The organism is Chryseobacterium binzhouense, assembly GCF_007474545.1.
Lineage (GTDB): Bacteria > Bacteroidota > Bacteroidia > Flavobacteriales > Weeksellaceae > Chryseobacterium > Chryseobacterium binzhouense.
Genome location: NZ_VKOG01000004.1, coordinates 189,261 through 204,819, shown reverse-complemented (window position 1 = coordinate 204,819; position 15,559 = coordinate 189,261). Strand labels below are relative to the sequence as shown.

15 protein-coding genes are annotated in these 15,559 nt (G+C 36.0%); 5 read left to right on the top strand and 10 right to left on the bottom strand.

Annotated features, from left to right (window positions below; genetic code table 11):
* The first annotated feature begins 24 nt into the window (after positions 1-24).
* Positions 25-1,191 (top strand): Pycsar system effector family protein, encoded by a 1,167-nt coding sequence (locus FNE73_RS11720; RefSeq protein ID WP_143884786.1) that lies wholly within the window; start codon positions 25-27, stop codon positions 1,189-1,191.
* Here the strand turns inward: FNE73_RS11720 and FNE73_RS11715 are convergent.
* Complete coding sequence (locus FNE73_RS11715) at positions 1,186-1,473, bottom strand: helix-turn-helix domain-containing protein (RefSeq protein WP_143884785.1); 288 nt, start codon at positions 1,471-1,473, stop codon at positions 1,186-1,188. The genes FNE73_RS11720 and FNE73_RS11715 overlap by 6 nt on opposite strands.
* A gap of 63 nt (positions 1,474-1,536) precedes the next feature.
* Here FNE73_RS11715 and FNE73_RS11710 point away from each other — a divergent pair, with 63 nt between their 5' ends.
* The 4 genes from FNE73_RS11710 (at position 1,537) to FNE73_RS16765 (ending at position 4,568) form a co-directional block, all read left to right on the top strand.
* Entirely contained in the window at positions 1,537-3,123 is a 1,587-nt protein-coding gene (locus FNE73_RS11710) for a hypothetical protein (protein ID WP_143884784.1), read from the top strand.
* 18 nt (positions 3,124-3,141) lie between these two features.
* Complete coding sequence (locus FNE73_RS11705) at positions 3,142-3,717, top strand: DUF6705 family protein (protein ID WP_143884783.1); 576 nt, start codon at positions 3,142-3,144, stop codon at positions 3,715-3,717.
* A 1-nt stretch (position 3,718) separates the two neighbouring features.
* Positions 3,719-4,294 (top strand): DUF6705 family protein, encoded by a 576-nt coding sequence (locus tag FNE73_RS11700; RefSeq protein ID WP_143884782.1) that lies wholly within the window; start codon positions 3,719-3,721, stop codon positions 4,292-4,294.
* Positions 4,295-4,400: 106 nt separating this feature from the next.
* On the top strand, positions 4,401-4,568 hold the full coding sequence (locus FNE73_RS16765) for a hypothetical protein (protein ID WP_185147339.1): 168 nt from the start codon (positions 4,401-4,403) through the stop codon (positions 4,566-4,568).
* Here FNE73_RS16765 and FNE73_RS11695 read toward each other — a convergent pair.
* The 9 genes from FNE73_RS11695 to FNE73_RS11655 all read right to left on the bottom strand — a co-directional run bounded on the left by FNE73_RS11695 (position 4,560) and on the right by FNE73_RS11655 (position 15,539).
* Positions 4,560-6,860, bottom strand: coding sequence for a GAF domain-containing protein (locus FNE73_RS11695; protein WP_143884781.1), 2,301 nt, complete (start codon positions 6,858-6,860; stop codon positions 4,560-4,562). The two genes, FNE73_RS16765 and FNE73_RS11695, sit on opposite strands and share 9 nt — an antisense overlap.
* Positions 6,861-6,938: 78 nt before the next feature.
* Positions 6,939-8,324 carry an NADH-quinone oxidoreductase subunit N gene (locus FNE73_RS11690; RefSeq protein ID WP_143884780.1) on the bottom strand — a complete coding sequence of 462 codons (1,386 nt, stop codon included), beginning with the start codon at positions 8,322-8,324 and terminating at the stop codon, positions 6,939-6,941.
* A 122-nt stretch (positions 8,325-8,446) separates the two neighbouring features.
* Positions 8,447-9,940: a complex I subunit 4 family protein gene (locus FNE73_RS11685; RefSeq protein ID WP_143884779.1), complete on the bottom strand. Its 1,494-nt coding sequence runs from the start codon at positions 9,938-9,940 to the stop codon at positions 8,447-8,449.
* Entirely contained in the window at positions 9,940-11,853 is a 1,914-nt protein-coding gene (gene nuoL, locus FNE73_RS11680; RefSeq protein WP_143884778.1) for an NADH-quinone oxidoreductase subunit L, read from the bottom strand. Before nuoL ends, FNE73_RS11685 begins: the two co-directional genes overlap by 1 nt.
* Positions 11,854-11,859: 6 nt before the next feature.
* Complete coding sequence (gene nuoK / locus FNE73_RS11675) at positions 11,860-12,189, bottom strand: NADH-quinone oxidoreductase subunit NuoK (RefSeq protein ID WP_143884777.1); 330 nt, start codon at positions 12,187-12,189, stop codon at positions 11,860-11,862.
* Between the two features lie 4 nt (positions 12,190-12,193).
* Positions 12,194-12,691, bottom strand: coding sequence for an NADH-quinone oxidoreductase subunit J family protein (locus tag FNE73_RS11670; protein ID WP_089744949.1), 498 nt, complete (start codon positions 12,689-12,691; stop codon positions 12,194-12,196).
* Positions 12,691-13,248: a NuoI/complex I 23 kDa subunit family protein gene (locus FNE73_RS11665; RefSeq protein WP_089744950.1), complete on the bottom strand. Its 558-nt coding sequence runs from the start codon at positions 13,246-13,248 to the stop codon at positions 12,691-12,693. The genes FNE73_RS11670 and FNE73_RS11665 overlap by 1 nt, the downstream gene beginning before the upstream one ends.
* Before the next feature lie 137 nt (positions 13,249-13,385).
* Positions 13,386-14,450, bottom strand: coding sequence for an NADH-quinone oxidoreductase subunit NuoH (gene nuoH, locus FNE73_RS11660; RefSeq protein ID WP_143884776.1), 1,065 nt, complete (start codon positions 14,448-14,450; stop codon positions 13,386-13,388).
* A 90-nt stretch (positions 14,451-14,540) separates the two neighbouring features.
* Entirely contained in the window at positions 14,541-15,539 is a 999-nt protein-coding gene (locus FNE73_RS11655; RefSeq protein WP_143884775.1) for a 2Fe-2S iron-sulfur cluster-binding protein, read from the bottom strand.
* Positions 15,540-15,559: the final 20 nt, after the last annotated feature.

Genomic DNA, 15,559 nt, shown 5'->3' with positions numbered 1-15,559 from the left:
ATTTACAATTAGAAAAATTTGGTGATGAACATATTAGACAAGGCTAAAAATTATGTTGAAAATTTATTCAAAGATAAGTTATCTTCAGTATACTTTTATCACAATTTTATCCATACCTCTTTTGCGGTCGGCAAAGCGGAAGAAATTATAAAACATACCGGAATTTCTGATGCGGAAAGAGAAAAAGTGATTCTTGCGCTTTGGTTTCATGATGTGGGATTTACAGACTGCAATGCGGAAGGGCACGAAAAAAGAAGCGCCGAACTCATGAAAGATTTTTTGCTGAAAGAACATTATCCGCAGGATTATATTGAAGACGTTTATCAGCTTATTCTTTCCACCGAAAAATATTATCAGCCTCAGAATGTATCTGAAAAAATAATGAAAGATGCAGATTTCAGCCACTTTGCCAGTCCGTCTTACCATGATACTTCCGAAGCCTTACGAAAAGAGTGGGAACTTACGGGCGGAACCTGCTTTTCTAATGATGAATGGAATGAGCTGAATATTGATTTCTTGAAAAATAAGCACCAGTATTTTACCGATTACGCTAAAGAACACTGGGAACCGCTGAAGATGAAGAATGTAAAAAAACTTGAAAAAAAGCTGAACAAAGAAGAGAAACAGAATAAAGATAAAGAAGCAGATAAGAAAGATCCTAAATCTGACAGAAGTATTGATACCTTATTCAGAGTTACTCTCAACAACCACACCCGCCTGAGCGATATTGCCGACAGCAAAGCCAATATATTACTTTCGGTAAATGCCATCATTATTTCGGTCTGTCTTTCTGTATTGGTTCCGAAGCTGGATACTCCTAAAAATGTGCACCTGATTATCCCCACATTTTTGTTGCTTTTTTCGAGTGTGCTTACCATTGTTTTTGCCATACTTTCCACAAAACCGAATGTCACCAAAACCCAATTTACACAGGACGATGTTGTCAAGCGAAAAGTAAATCTTCTGTTTTTCGGGAATTTTCATCAGATGCTTTTTGATGATTATCATCATTCGATGAGAGATATGCTGAAAGACCGCGATTATATCTACGATTCGATGATCAAGGATCTGTATTTTCTGGGAAAGGTTTTAGACAGGAAATATAAGCTGCTTTCTACGACGTATGCTATTTTCATGGCAGGAATTATTATCTCGGTGCTGGCTTTCGGGTACGCGTTTCTGAGTTTATAATTCAAAATCTTTAAAAAAATCGCTTAGAGGTATTTCTAATGCTTCTGAAATTTTTATGATGTTAAGTATAGAAGTATTAATAATGCCCCTCTCAATTCTTGTAATTTGAGAGATCTCTACATCTATTAAAAAGGCCAGATCTTTTTGTGTGAGATTTTTTTGCAGACGTATTTTTTTCAGTCTGTTACCAATTTTTTTTAATTTTTTTAAATCTAAATCTAAATCTTTCACAATGTAAAGGTTCGATTTTGTAACAAATTTTAAATAGGCAAATTTGCTCATTTAAAATTGTTTTATATATTTGTAAAAAATTTATATCTTTAAACCACTAAAACATAAATGCTTATGAAAAAACATTTATTTCTCAGGCTCTGCCTGATGTTCCTTATCGGTGTCTCGGCATTCTCCTGCCGCACCGAAGAATTTCACAATGAGGAAGAAACTCAAGGCAACACCGGCTTGCGGCTGACTTCCCAAAGAATTTCCCTTAACGAATCTAAGCACAGAACAAAGCTTTTACCCGAGCTTCAAAAAGCAGAGGTTGGGATTAAAGCCTATGGGCAGAAAAATGCTAAAGGGAAAATTAATTACGTAGATGGAGTATCTATTGATACCGATCATGTAATGTACATTGAGAACGGTCCCAACTTTCACACCTACACGTTTCATCTTACCCGTCAAAATGCTTTACCGACAGATCCTATAGAAAATCTGGTACTGATCCCGGCTACAGACGGGAGTTATAGAGAAATGCTCATCAGCTATAATCTGACGCCTCAGGAAAAGCAGATGATGATGTCGGGTGAATATGTAGATACCCAGGATAAAACAACGGTAACGCTCTTGGATGGTACGGTATATAATCCGCTAGGAGCTAAATCTAACCAAAGCTGTGTGTGGCAGTCGTATATCGTGGGATACACCGCTTGTAGTGCTAATGAGCACTTTAACGGAGAGGGCAGCAATGCTTGTGGTGCAAAAGTAAAATCTAAACCTATAAAAGACTATTATCTGCAATGTAAAAGCATCGCAGAAGCGCCTATTGGTAATGAATGGTGGGCAGGTCCCGGAAGCGGTGGAGGAAGTGGCGGTGGCGGAGAGCCGTGTGTTGACTGTCCTACAGATTCTGAGCCGGAACCCTGCAACGGCAATGGTGTGTCTACCCAGCCTGTAGATCCTAGTGGCAGTATTGCCGAAGGAGGATGCGAGGGAATTCCTACGGTGATAGAGTTTCCGAATCCAGATGATAAAACGCCCTGCGATATTTTAAAAGAAAACGACCAAAACCAAACTCTGGTAGCAAAAAGAGACAGCCTAAAAACATTGGTTACTAAAGCAAACCCTGATAAGCACGAGACCATGGTTGTAGTAACTAAAGAACCTAACGGAACAATCATCTATAATACATATGTAAAACCATCTTCGGGTGCAGGATACACAGGTGTTTCGGGTGTGGGAACCAATAATGACATTGCCGATATACATAACCATCCTCCGGGTCATATCCCGATATATGCTTTTGGAGACATTGTAAACATCTACGATTCTTATACATATCTTTATAAATACAGAAAAAAAGTTTTTATTTCTTATTTGGTTAACTTTAACGGAACAACTTATGCAATAAAGATGAATGATCCTTCTGCCTTGGATACGTTTTTTGCAGGTATGAATATCGGTACAGCTACAACGACTAAAGCTCAGAAGGATTTCGCAAAAGCCGAAGTTCTAAAAATTTTTAAAGAAAATGGACAGGAAGATAAAAAAGCATATAATCAGGCAGATGCCGAAAAACTATTTATGAAAGTCATTCATGATTCAAAAATTGGATCAGGTAACGGACTGCATATTTATAGAAAAGACTCTGATGGATGGGGGAAGCTGAATATAGATTCCAATGGAAATATAACAAAAGAAAATTGTCCTTTATAACAAAAATTAGAAAACAAAATGAACAAAATATTTTTATTGATAATTGTAGTTACAACCTTAAGTTGTAAAGCTCAAACGAATATTATTGATATTGTTAACAGATGTAATCATGCACCATTGAACAGGAGCAATGGAAATTTATATTTAAAAGATATAAGTAATGTTTATGCACCTTATATTGGGACGTGGAAATGGATAGAAGGGAACAGAGAAATGACTCTTATTTTAATGAAGCAAACTAAGTATCATCTAAATACATATACAAATAATTATTTTGAAGATCGGTTATTAGGGTATTACATATACAAAGAAAATGGTGTTAGTTTAATTGATACTTCAGGAGAAAATCTTTTACAAGATTTTGGAATAAGTGTGAATTTCGATACGGATTGCTATAATAATGTTAGCACAGCATTTTTTCAAGACAAATTTAGAGACATCAGCTATGAAGTCATTTTGGAGAAGCTATCTCCAACTCAGCTAAAGTTTACAGGAAAAATAGGTGAAAATACTTATGATCGCCCAAGAACAGGAACTGTTTATTATCAATTGGGAACAACATTCCCTTTAGATATGGTTTTTACGAAGCAATAAAATGAACAGAATATTTTTAGTAATGATTTTACTGATAACAATCAGTTGTAAATCTCAAACAAATATTATAGATATTGTCAATAGATGTGCTAATCCTCACTATAACACTAAAAATGGAAGTGTATACCTAAAAGATATAAGTAATATATATACTCCCTATATAGGCACATGGAAATGGGCAGAAGGGAACAGAGAAATGGTATTAACTTTATTAAAGCAAACAAAATATCATGTCAATACTTATGCTAATAATAATTATTATGAGGATAGGCTAGTTGGATATTATACCTATAAAGAAAATGGAGTTATCTTAATTGATACTTCTGGGGAAAATCTTTTGCAGGATTATTTAAATGTAAACTTTAGTATTTTGTGTGATAGTACAATTAGTAGCTTTCTTTTTAAAGACGTATACAGGGGTACTAGCTATGAAGTCACATTGGAGAAGTTATCTCCGACTCAGCTAAAATTTACAGGAAAAATAGGCGAAAATACTTATGATCGCCCAAGAACAGGAACGATTTATTATCAATCGGGAACAACATTTCCATTGAATATGGTTTTTACGAAGCAGTAAAATGAGAACCTCTAAAAAGAGGTTTTTTTACTTTTTAAATAAAGCCTTGGGAAGTAGTTATTAGTTTACAATGCAAGAGAATTGCAGAAGCACCCATCGGCAATGAATGGTGGGCAGTCCCGGAGGTGGTGACTGCTCCTCTTGTCCTGCAGAAAACCCGACTCCTGAGCCCTGCAACGGCAATGATGTCTCTACCCAGCCTGTAGATCCTAGTGGCAGTATTGCCGAAGGAGGGTGCGAGGGTATTCCTACGGTGATTAAATGCCTAATATAGCGAAACCCTCAAAGCAAGCAGTCCTGAAATTCCCTGCAGATCTTCTACTTTTAGAAATTCGACATCATTTTTCAGAATGTTTTGTTTTTGAAGAGTGTTAATGTATTGAAGGTATTCTTTTTGGTTTTCCATTCCGAAATATACGATGACGATTTTCCCTGGTGCAGTGATTCTTTCTTCACTGCCTTTAATGTGGGCTTTGTCAAGTCTTTTTTTGATGATTTCGTAATAGGAATTGTATGCACCGTCTACATCAAAGCGTTTTTCATCCATTCGGAAACGGATGTCTATTTTTTCGTTATAAACAAAAACCAATGATGCAATATCCAGCGAAATCGGAAGAGATGATTTGAATTTTCTGAACTCGGCTTCCATTTTGCAAATGGTTTCCAGCTGCCAGAAACGGAGCTGATTCAGATATTTTTGTGAATAGTCCAGATTGGGTGCAATATTTTGACCGATGTACAGATTATGCTCAATTCCGTCAGACTTAAAACGCTCGTAATAATGCGGGAAAATCTCCTGAGCTGTAGTTTGCCTATTGTCTAAAATGTCCGCAAGCTTCCGGTTGACTAGTGTTATTGATTCATCAAGATTTTTTCGTCGGTGATAAAAAAGCTGATTCGGATTGTTGATCTGCTTAAAATAAGTTTTGATATTTTCTTTAATTTCTGCTCTTGGATCAGTTTCTACTTTTGCCTGTAGATAGGGGTGGATTTCATCCTGAAGAAGACGTTGAAATCTTTGTTCAGTATCGGCTTTAATTTCATTATTCAGTTCGTTTTCAAAAATTTCTATTGCCAAAAGGTACTTTTCAGAATCTGAATTGATCGTTGTAAACAATGCATACAGTACATCAAGCTGTGCATTGAGATCTTCTTTCATCAGGTTAAAACGTTTTTCAGAAGAAGAACGAATGTCTGAGAATCCAAAAAGAGGCGACAGATTTTTGAACGAAATTTCTTTGAGTGTATAGATTTTTCTAGACAAAACAGCATTGAAGTATTTCTCTGCTTCATTTCTGAACTTCCAAACGACACTGTCATGAATGGTCGTGTATTCTCGCTGAATAATAGCTTCAATCTGGTTATTTCTTTCAGAGTTGAAACGGGAAACCGAAAACAGAATCATTTCGGTAAAAAATTCAATTTTTTTAAGTTTTAAACCATTCAGGCTATTTGGCTGTGATGAGGTAAACTCCATAATTGCCATCAGTTCGCCGTTTTTCATAATCGGAATGATGATAAAACTGTTTATATTCGCCTGCTTCAATAGCTGAAAAGACGGCAGTTTTTTGATTTCTTCATCTATCTTGTCAACGTTGGCAACCACGATAGGCTTCGAGTTATAGCTTATGTTTTCAAGGGTAGTTTGTCTTATTTCTTCATTGAATGTTTTCAGCCAGAAATCGAGAATGTAACTTGTAAATACATTTTCGTAAATAGGAACATTTTCGAGTTTCCGGTCTTTTTTATTGTAAATCATCAATCCGAAATTAAGATCGGGTACATCAAAGTAGGATTTGAAGATTTCCAGCAGATTTTCGTTAGGTTGAGGATTTTCAATATCAATCTCAATCATGGTTGATTTCAGATCTGATAAGGCTACTTCTGATGTGCAGTCTACAAGTGAAATAATCGCAAAACCACACATAACCCAAGACTTCGGAGGAAAATGTTTTTTCCAGAGAGAAATATCATCCATGTTTTCCAGAAGCATTTCTACAGTATCCAAATCAGGAATCTGTGTATCTTCTTGAGGATAAATATCCGTAAAATCTGAATTGACTGTTATTTTATAATGCTTCATGATCCCGTACTTATTGGGAATATCATAATAAAGCGGAAGACTGGCTTTGAAATCTGTATTGTAATGAACCTGAAGAATAATACAGCAGCAGAAAATATAAAATTCGTTTTGGTTAATATCTCTTAGCTTTATCTCAAAATCTGTTCCTGCATCGGCAAGTATATTTTTAAATCTCTCCGTATAATTGAAGGTTATATCAGCCAAAGGAATACTTGCAGCTTTAATTTCGTTATGAGTAAGACCGGTAGGAAAGAGATCTGCAAGAAGAAGCCTTATCAGTTCAGAATGTTTTTCAAGAAGAGAAAGATCCTGAAAGCCTTCTCTCAGTTCCGGAAATTTTTTAGTTTTTTCGATTAAAGATTCGGCATAGTTGGCTCTGTATTCCAAACGGTCATTGTACCTGATATGTTCCAGAACATCCAAATATTTTTTGAATGAAATGAAAATCTGAAACGGAGTATCTTCTGTGTACAGTTCTGCCAAACCTGATTGTTTTTGTGGCACAAAGTTATAAAAAAAGCACAACCCGATGGCTGTGCTTTTGTTTATTTTAAAGGATTTCTATAATCCAAACTGCTTGGCAAACAGATCAGGGAAGATACCCAGGATAACCAGTGAAGCAATAATTACAACGGCTACAATATTGTACGTAATGGTGACTCTTTCTGTCGTTTTAAAACTGGATTCTTTGTAGAAAAACATGGCAATAATCAGTCTTAAATAATAAGCAATAGAAATCGCCGAGCCTAGAACAGCTACAATAACCAAAAAAGTATTATCGTCTTTTGCTAGAGCCTGTGCAAATAATGAAAACTTACCCATGAACCCTGCAGTTAATGGTATTCCTGCCATTGACAATAAAGAAATAGTAGCAACCACAGCTAAAAGCGGTTCAGATTTAGCCAAGCCTTTAAAGGCTCCGTAAGATGTTTCTCTTTTAAGTTTTTCAACCCAGATTAAACACATGAAAACTCCAACGGTAGCTAATGAATAAGCGAATAGATAAAAAGCTAAAGTATATGTTGATAATGCATTCATTCCAAAAAATACCAAACCAATGTAACCGGCATGAGAAACAGAAGAATATGCCAGCATTCTTTTAGCATTAGTCTGTGCAAGACCCATTACGTTTGCCAACAATAAAGTGATGATTAGAAAAACGCCTAAAATATGGATCCATTCGTGGGTAATTCCGGAGAAACCGATGGTCATTAATCTGAATAATGCGAAAAAACCAGAAATTTTTACCACACTTGCCATGAAAGCCGTAATCAGTGAAGGTGAACCCTGATAAACATCCGGACTCCACATGTGGAAAGGTGCTAAAGCTACTTTGAAAGCCATTGCGCATAGCATTAATACTGCACCAAGAATCAGCATTCCGTTTTTAGGATTTACTGTACTGAAATCCTGTATTCTATATAAATCAAATGTTCCTGTGCTTCCGTAGATAAATGCAATTCCCAGCAATAAAAAACCTGTGGCAAACGCTCCCATCAGGAAATATTTTAAAGAAGCTTCGTTTGATCTTAGATCTGTTTTGTTAGCTCCCGCCATTACGTATAAAGGTATAGACAAGATCTCAACTCCGATGAACAAAGTTACTAAATTCTGAAACCCGAATAATACGAAACCTCCGCAAAGTGCAAAAAGCATCAGCGCATACAATTCTGACTGGTGATTTCTGTGGTTGCTGAATGCAAATCCTCCAAGGAAGAATAACAGCAAAGTTGTTACAATAGAAATTTTTGTAAATAAAGCTGTATTGGCTCCGTATTCATACATTAATCTGTATTTTTCGAAGAAAGAAGCTTCCGGTAAAAAACTTACATACAAGGCGATGATTAATCCAAAAATCCCGATGTATCTTGCGAATTTTCCTTTTTCAAAAACTCCCGAGAATAGTGCAGCAACCGCTGTAAGGAAAACAATAATTAAAACACTCATAATTTATATTTGAGATTTGAGATGCGAAATTTGAAGTTCAAGGTTCAGAATTTAAGGTTTGATACCTTTTACTTTTATCTTGATTCTTTAATTCCTCTCTCTTAATTCTTTACTCTTTAAAATTAATTAATCATTGATGAATATACAAACTTCAACGAACTTCCTACCATATCAATAATCGGCTGAGGAAATATTCCCAGAAGAATTACAAATACTGCAATACTCGCCAGTACAGAAAATTCTACAGCTGACAAATCTTTAGCCGTGCTTAAAACTGCTGCATCACCTTCACCAAACATTGCTTTACCGTAAAATCTCAAAAGATAAACTGCACAAAGAATGATCGTTAAACCAGCAATTACTGAAGCTAAAACATTAAAATCAAAAACAGACTTAATGAGGATAAATTCACCAATGAATCCATTAGTCAACGGAACTCCCATTGATCCCAAAATAATCAAAAGGAAAAGTACAGCAAATTTAGGAGCTACTTTTGCAAGACCTCCCATTTGTCTGATATCTCTCGTTTTAAATCTTTTGTATAAAATATCAGCACAGAAAAACAATCCTGCTACGTTTACACCGTGAGCAAACGTCTGTACCAATGCTCCTTCAGCACCTTCAATGGTAAATGTTCCTCTTAATGTAAGAACAGCTGAAGCAAAAATACCAGCAACCATCAATCCAACGTGTGAAAAAGAAGAATACGCAATGATTCTTTTCATATCATTCTGAATGATGGCAATTAAAGCTCCATGTACGATTCCGATAATAGCCAGAATAATTACAATTTGTCCGGAAATTCCTAATATCGCTGTTGGAGTGATAGGCAGTAAATATCTTATTACTCCATAGATCGCCATTTTCAGCATAATTCCTGATAAAAGCATAGATCCCTGAGTAGGAGAGTAAGTATAGGTATCCGGCTGCCATGTATGGAAAGGGAAAACCGGAAGTTTTACTGCGAATGCAAAGAAAATACACCAGAATATAACAATCTGTTTTGTTTCGCCTAAATCAGCATTATACATATCTGTTAATGCATAAGAAGCTGAATATATTCCTACATATATAATTCCAGCTAGCATAAACAAAGATCCTACAAATGTATACACAAAGAATTTTGTAGTAAATTCAAATCTTTTGTTCTCTTGTCCCCAAAGTGCTGCAATGAACCAGATCGGAATTAGTGTTACTTCCCAGAAAATATAAAATAACAAACCATCTAAAGCTGTAAATACTCCGATAAGACCAAATTGCATCATCAGAATCAGCCCGTAAAATGAGTTTTTGTAGCCAGTGTTTTCGTTAAATGATGATAAAATAATTAGAGGCGAAAGAATGTTGGTCAGCAGCAAAAGAAGCATACTCATTCCGTCTATTCCGAAACGAAGGCTGCTTTTTATAAATTGTGACCAGGGATAATTGATTTCGTGCTGCAAAGTACTATCAACTGTCGGTTCAAAACTGAAATCCGAAAGCACATAAAATGTAAGCAGCATCTGTATTAAAGCAATTCCCAACGCCAAATATTTGCTAGAAGCATTTTTCCAAGCAAAAACTAATCCCGAACCTACAAGAGGTAATAGTAATAATGTTAATAGTAAATAAGACATTATTGTAGTATAAAGTTAACAATCAGTATAATTCCCACAGCTAAAGTCATGATAAGAACATAGTTCTCAACATTTCCGTTCTGAATACGCTTCATAGATCTACCGCTGTCTTCAGCACCTTCTCCTATGTAATCTACAAAACGGTCTAGAACGCCTTTATCAAACATTTTTCCACCACGCCCAAGTCCTTCAAAAGTTTTTACAATCAAAGCATTGTAAAGCTCATCCACATATAATTTTTTGGCAGAAAGTTTTTCCCAGCCGGTGTAATCTTCTTCTGCTTTTGCTACTTTCTTTTTGTTGACATAAATGTTTTTAACAATAAACCAAACGGTAAAGAACATTAAAACTGTAGCTCCTAAAAGAATCATTTCGGTATTAAAATCAACACCCGAAAGAGTTGCTTCCATTTGTTTGAAGCTTTCTTCTGTTAAAACAGGTTTCAGCCATTCCATCAATTTAGCATAATGACCGTGACCTATAAAGTGAGGAAGATTAATAAAACCTCCTACTACGGAAAGTACTGCCAGAATAATCAAAGGTAAAGTCATGTTCAACGGACTTTCATGCAAATGATGTTTTTGCTTTTCTGTTCCTCTGAATTCTCCGTGAAAAGTTAAATAATACAGTCTGAACATATAGGTTGCCGTAACAGCAGCTAAAATAAATAACATAACCCAGTAAATTGGATTTTTAGCAAAAGCCGCTACTAAAATTTCATCTTTAGAAATCATCCCTGATAATAATGGGAAACCTGAAATTGCCAATGTTCCGATAAGAAAAGTAATGTGTGTAAGAGGAATATATTTTTTTAAACCTCCCATGAAACGCATATCCTGTTCGTTACTCATCGCATGGATTACAGAACCCGCTCCCAAGAATAATAGTGCCTTAAAGAAAGCATGCGTCATTACGTGAAACATTGCTGTTGTGTAAGCACCAAGACCTAGGGCGATAAACATAAAACCAAGCTGCGAAACGGTAGAATATGCCAAAACTTTTTTGATGTCGTTCTGACGAAGAGCGTAGAATCCCGCCAAAGCTGCGGTTAAAAATCCTATGAGTAAAATTCCGTCCTGAACAGTCGGTGCTAAAGTAAATAAGAAGTTCGATCTTACAACCAAATAAATACCAGCGGTAACCATCGTCGCTGCGTGAATCAACGCAGAAACAGGAGTAGGACCCGCCATCGCATCTGGTAACCATGTATATAATGGAACCTGAGCTGATTTACCGATTGCTCCGATAAATAAACTTGCAGTAATAAAAATAATGATATTGCCGTCCAATTCAAATTTAGCAGCATTTTGTGCTACTGAAATATAATCTACAGAGTTGGTCTGAGAGGCAATCATAAAGATTCCAATCAATAGACCAAGGTCGCCGATTCTGTTCATGATAAAAGCCTTTCTTGCTGCCTTACCATATTCCTGATTAGTATACCAGAATCCGATTAATAAATAAGAACAAAGACCTACACCTTCCCAACCGATGAATAAGATCATGTAATTGCTTCCCATTACTAAAAGCAACATTGAGAAGATAAAAAGATTCAGATAAGTAAAAAACTTATAAAAACCTTTGTCATGGCTCATATATCCGATAGAGTAGAGGTGAATTAACGACCCGATTCCTGTGATAATCATGACCATCATTAATGACAGCTGATCAATCTGAAAACCAAAATTAATCTGAACTCCGTTTACTCTGAACCATTCAAAAGCTTTAACGACAACTGCCGGACTTTCTGAGTCAAAATTTAAAAATAAGCTTACCGCAATACAAAAAGAAGCAAAAACTGCTGCTGTTGCCAAACTTCCGACTACGATCTTTGGAAGATTTTTGCCAAAAAGTCCGTTGATAAGAAAACCTATAAGTGGTAAAAGTACTATTGCATAAATTAAATTCTCCATTCTTTCTTATCCTTTTAATTTATTAAAAATTCCTACATCTACAGAACGGGTATTTCTATACAACATCGCAATAATTGCAAGACCAACCGCAACTTCGGCTGCAGCAACGACCATGATGAAGAAAACCAGCAGCTGTCCGTCGCTGTTCCCTTTGTATGCCGCAAATGCAGCCAATAAAAGGTTTACAGAATTAAGCATAAGCTCTACACAACCCAAAATTACAATCGCATTTTTTCTGAGCAATACTCCCAAAACTCCCAGACAGAATAAAACTGAGCAAAGAGTGATGAAATATTCCAAAGGGATGCTTTGCATAAATGTATTAACTTCTCCCATAATTTTATAAATCTTTTTTACCGATTAGTACCGCACCTACAATACCTGCCAAAATCAGGATGGAAGCAAGCTCAAACGGTAAAACATATTCATTGAATAAAAGTCTCCCGAGATTTTTCGTAAGACCTACACCCTGATCAACATTTTCAACCAAAATGTGTTTTTCCTGAACCCCTCTGAAGACTCCCAGAACACCTACTAATAAAATACCGGCAGTAAAAACTCCAATAAATTTTAAAGTATTGTTCTTCTTACTTTCGTCTTCCTTATTGAGATTAAGCATCATTAAGATATAGAGGAATAAAACCATGATGGCTCCTGCATAAACGATGATCTGGATAATAGCAAGAAATTGTGCATTCAAAAGAATATACATTCCGGCAATTGAAAACATTGTAACAATTAATGACAAAATAGCATATAAAGCATTTTTTGCAAATACAAAATAAACGGCACTTGCCACTGCTAAAAACGCCACCAAGAAAAATAAAAACTGATCCATTATTTTACCGCATTTTTTTGTTTCTCGGATTGTCTTTCAGTGATATCAATCCTTTCATTTATTTTTTCAACCAATTTATCTTTTCCGTAGATGAAAGAACCTCTGTTGGTTTCTACGTCTACCAGTCTGTCTGTTAGATAAATTGCAGATTTAGGACAAGCCTCTTCGCACATACCGCAGAAAATACATCTCAGCATATTGATTTCATATACTGATGCATATTTTTCTTCTCTGTAAAGATGTTTTTCTTCCTTCGTTCTTTCTGCTGCAGTCATGGTAATTGCTTCAGCAGGACAGGCTACAGCACACAATCCGCAGGCTGTACATCTTTCTCTTCCCTCTTCATCTCTTTTCAGAACGTGCTGACCTCTCCAGATTTCAGTTCTTGGTTTTTGTACTTCAGGATATGAGTAAACTGCAGGAGCACCTTTCATCACTGTTCTTACAGCATGCTTGAAGGTAATCCCCATTCCTTTGAAAATCGCCGGAAGGTAGATTTTCTCAGAAAAGGTCATCTCCTTATTTGAAACAACTTTAGATCTGTTTGTAAGTTTCATTTAATTATAGATATTAGATGTTAGACATTAGATTTAGACTAATCTTGTCTGTTATCTTAATTATTTACTATTATATTTTAAAATGATGATAATGTTAATTTTTAAATTATCTCATCATCAGATTTTCAAATACTTTCTTAATTACCGAACGCTAAAATTACAGCTCCTGTAATCATCAGATTCAACAATGCAAGCGGAATTAAAGTTTTCCATCCTAAATGCATCAACTGATCGTATCTGAATCTTGGTAACGTCCATCTGATCCACATGAAGATCAAAATTCCGACAACCGTTTTCGTTAAAAATGCTACAATGCTTAATATTCCTGCTGTATTTTCTCCCCAGTTTTGAGTTACCCATTCAATTCCAGGATAATTGTAGCCCCCGAAGAAAAGTACAACTAAAAATGCGTTGGCAATAAACATATTCACATATTCACCAAACATATATAAACCTAATTTCATAGATGAATATTCTGTTGAGTAACCTGTTACCAATTCAGATTCACATTCAGGTAAATCGAAAGGGTGACGGTTGGTTTCTGCCAAAGCAGCCACGAAGAAAATCAGAAATGCTAAAGGTTGGTAGAAAATATTCCAGTTAAGACCGGAACCAATTGGTATAATTCCCCAAAGTTTTCCCTCTGCTTGATTTTCGGTTATAACTTTTAAATCTAAGCTTCCACTCATCATAATGATTGCTAAAAGAGATAAACCCATTGCTAGTTCATAGGAAATCATTTGCGAAGATGCGCGGATAGCTCCTAATAAAGAATATTTGTTGTTTGAAGCCCATCCTCCGATCATCATTCCATAAACACTTATAGAAGCCATTCCGATAATAAATAGTACACCTATATCAATATCTGCAATTTGCAGATCGAAAGAAGTGCCTCCAATATTAAGTGTTTTCCCCCAAGGAATAACAGCTCCGGTAATTAATGAAATGAACATCACCAATGCAGGTCCCAATACGAAAAGAAACTTTTCAGCATTAGCAGGTGTAAAATCTTCTTTAAAGAAAAATTTACCACCATCTGCAAGAGGCTGCAGCAAACCGAATGGTCCTGATCTGTTGGGTCCTATTCTGTCCTGCATGATTGCTGCCACTTTTCTTTCTGCCCATGTAGAGTAGGCGGCTATCGTTAATGATAACAGAAAAAGCGCAAATACAAGTATTAATTTAAATGTAATTAAATCCATTTTTATTTTTATAAATATTAGAAGTTAGAAATTAGAAATTAGAATTACAAAAGTCTGTTATCTAATGTCTGAAATCTGAAATCTTATTAATTATTTTTCGTCTTTTTCGCTGATTTCTTTAGCCATCGGATTGTCTAAAACTCGTAATTCATCTTTTGGCTTTTCATAATGGTTTAAAGAAATTACCGAGTGTCTGTCGATATGTCTTGGTCCTTCAATATTCCAGTCGCTCAGATTTTTTCTTTCAAAACGGCAGGTATCACAGATAAACTCTTCAACTTCTCCCCACTGATCTTTTCTTGCAGTTACTCTTACGATCTCGTCACCTTTCATCCAAACCGTGGTTTTCCCTGAACATTTATCGCATTTACAAGAAGCATTCATAGGCTTTGTAAACCAAACTCTGCTTGCAAAACGAGCCGTTCTATCGGTTAACGCACCAACCGGACAAACATCAATCACGTTACCGATGAAATCATTATCCAAAGCTTTATTCAGATAAGTAGAAATTTCAGCATGATCTCCTCTGAAAAGGATTCCGTGTTCGCGTTCTCCTGTTAATTGGTTTGCTGCTAATACACATCTCGCACACAAGATGCAACGGTTCATATTTAATTTGATGTTCGGACCTAAGTCGTCTGCATCATAAGTGTTTCTTTCAAATTCGGTTCTGGTTTCCAGATTTCCATGCTCGTAACCCAAATCCTGAAGATGACATTCTCCTGCCTGATCACAAACAGGACAATCTAAAGGATGGTTTACCAATAGAAATTCGGTAACTGCCTTTCTGCCTTCCTGTGCTTTTTCAGAAGAAAGGTTTTTCACTTCCATGCCATCCATCACATTGGTTCTGCAGCTTGCTACCAATTTGGGCATAGGACGCGGGTCTGCTTCAGATCCTTTAGAAACTTCCACAAGACAAGTTCTGCATCTGCCTCCACTGGTTTCCAGCTTACTGTAGTAGCACATTGCAGGAGGAACAGATTTTCCGCCGATTTGTCTTGCAGCTTCCAAAATAGAAGTTCCAGGTAAGACCTCGGTAGTCTGTCCGTCTATAGTTATTTTAAATTTTTTAACCTCTTCGCTCATATTCTATGCTTTTCGCTTAT